2 protein-coding genes are annotated in these 1,906 nt (G+C 57.8%); both read left to right on the forward strand.

The genetic code is table 11. The features are described from left to right. The first annotated feature begins 156 nt into the window (after positions 1-156). The gene (locus tag ACEXKH_RS09610; protein ID WP_271755801.1) at positions 157-1,047 is read left to right on the forward strand and encodes a DMT family transporter; all 891 of its coding nucleotides are present in this window, start codon (positions 157-159) and stop codon (positions 1,045-1,047) included. Between the two features lie 224 nt (positions 1,048-1,271). Next, a partial coding sequence (locus tag ACEXKH_RS09615) for a PTS mannose/fructose/sorbose/N-acetylgalactosamine transporter subunit IIC (protein WP_373573942.1) occupies positions 1,272-1,906 on the forward strand: 635 nt, incomplete at its 3' end.

The raw sequence follows: 1,906 nt of genomic DNA on the forward strand, positions 1-1,906 counted from the left end.
CCATGGTGCTGATCGTGGCCACCATGGTCGTGGGCATCATCGGCGCGTTCTTCGGCGTGCTGGCGTAAGGGCCCGGCCTATTATCTGCCCCCAAGGGAAACGGCGACCCATTGCGGTCGCCGTTTTTTATTACCGAAAGCTAGTTGGAGGTGCTTCGTGATTCGATCTGACAATCCACCCGATAATGGCGTGAGCGGGGCGATGTATCTATTTGGCACGGCGCTCTTGTGGAGTTTTATCGGCATCCTCGTTCGCGCCAATTCGCAGTCAGCTCTTTTGATCGGTGCCGTCACGGCAATATTTATGGCGCTCTTTATCCTGCTCGTCGGCAGGCCCGTCCTTCGCGTCAGCCGTCTTATTGTCCTTGTGGCCGTCTGCAACTTCGTGACGGGCACCACGTTTAACTTTGCCAACCAGCTCACGACGGTCGGCAACGCGATCGTTCTGCAGTACACCTCGATGATTTTCGTTATCGTGTATCAATCGCTCGCAACTCGCACGTTGCCCTCGCCTGCGAAGATTGCCTCCGTGGTGGTTGCTTTTACGGGTATGGGACTTTTCTTTTTAGGTGATTTGAGCGCCGAGGGCATGCTCGGCAACCTGCTTGCCGTCATTTCGGGCGCCGCCTTTGGGCTGTGTTTCTTTTTAAACTCTCGCCCCGATGCGTCGCCCATGGTGTCCTCGCTCATCTCCTGCGGCATCTCGATACTGCCGATCGTCTATTTTGCCGGCGACCTAGGCTCCGTGAAACCCTTTGAGTGGGGGCTTATGCTGGTGCATGGCCTTTTTTGCAGCGGCCTTGCGAGTGTGCTGTATGCCAAGGGGATTGCGCGCACCAACGCGTTTGCGGCCAACTTGGTCTGCATGAGTGAGGTCGTGCTCGCTCCCTGCTGGTCGGCGCTCCTCTTTGGCGAGGTCTTTAGCTGGAACGAGTTCTTGGGCGCGGCGATGATCGTTTTGGTGATTGTGGCCAACTTGGCATCCGATGCTTTTGGCGACGGCTTTCTGGTGGCGCTTGTCCGCCATCGAAACAAAGAGCGTGCCTAATGGGATGCGCCTGCCGTTTACGGTAAAAAACACCCCGCTGAGCGACTGGTATTAAATAAGGCGAACCTGCATACCTATAATTGGTATCAAATCATTTGTGCCTGGTATGGGTGTTAGCAGCACGCCAGGTGCGGTTCGGACCGTGTGGTCAAACTCCCGGATTGATATCAATAACGCGCGCGACGGGAGTGACGACGGTTCGAGATTCCTTATTGGGAGGAACTATGCTTGTCCAAGCAATCCTCGTCGGCTTAGTCGGAGCTTTTGGATGTCTCGACTACCAGCTCGGCACCCTCTACGCGTTCCGCCCCATCGTCCTGTGCCCGCTCGTGGGCCTGGTGCTGGGGGACCTGCAGACTGGCCTTGCCGTTGGCGCCAGCCTGGAGTTGCTGTTCATGGGCTCGATCTCCATCGGCGCCTACGTGCCGCCTAACGAAACCGTCGGCGGCGTGCTCGCCTGCGCGTTTGCCATTCAGCTCGGTCAGGGTACCGAGACGGCCATCGCGCTCGCCATGCCCATCGCCGTCCTTGCACTGACGATCGGCAACATTACCAATGCCTTGTTCCCTGTGTTTGTCGATATGGCAGACAAGTTCGCCCTCAAGGGAAACCTCAAAGGCATCTACGCCGTTCATTGGGGAATTGGAATCTGGGGCTGCGTCGAGTACTTCCTGCTGTGCGGCGGCGCCTTCTATTTGGGTTCCGACGCCATCCAGGGCCTGCTCGACTTCATCCCGCCCTTCATCATCGACGGTTGCGGCGTTGCCGCCAACATCCTGCCTGCCATGGGCTTCGCCATGCTCGGCCGCCTGGTGCTCACCAAGCAGCTCGTGCCCTTCTACTTCCTGGGCTTCCTGCT

It is taken from the genome of Collinsella aerofaciens ATCC 25986 (genome assembly GCF_964259375.1).
In the GTDB taxonomy this organism is placed as follows: domain Bacteria; phylum Actinomycetota; class Coriobacteriia; order Coriobacteriales; family Coriobacteriaceae; genus Collinsella; species Collinsella aerofaciens_BO.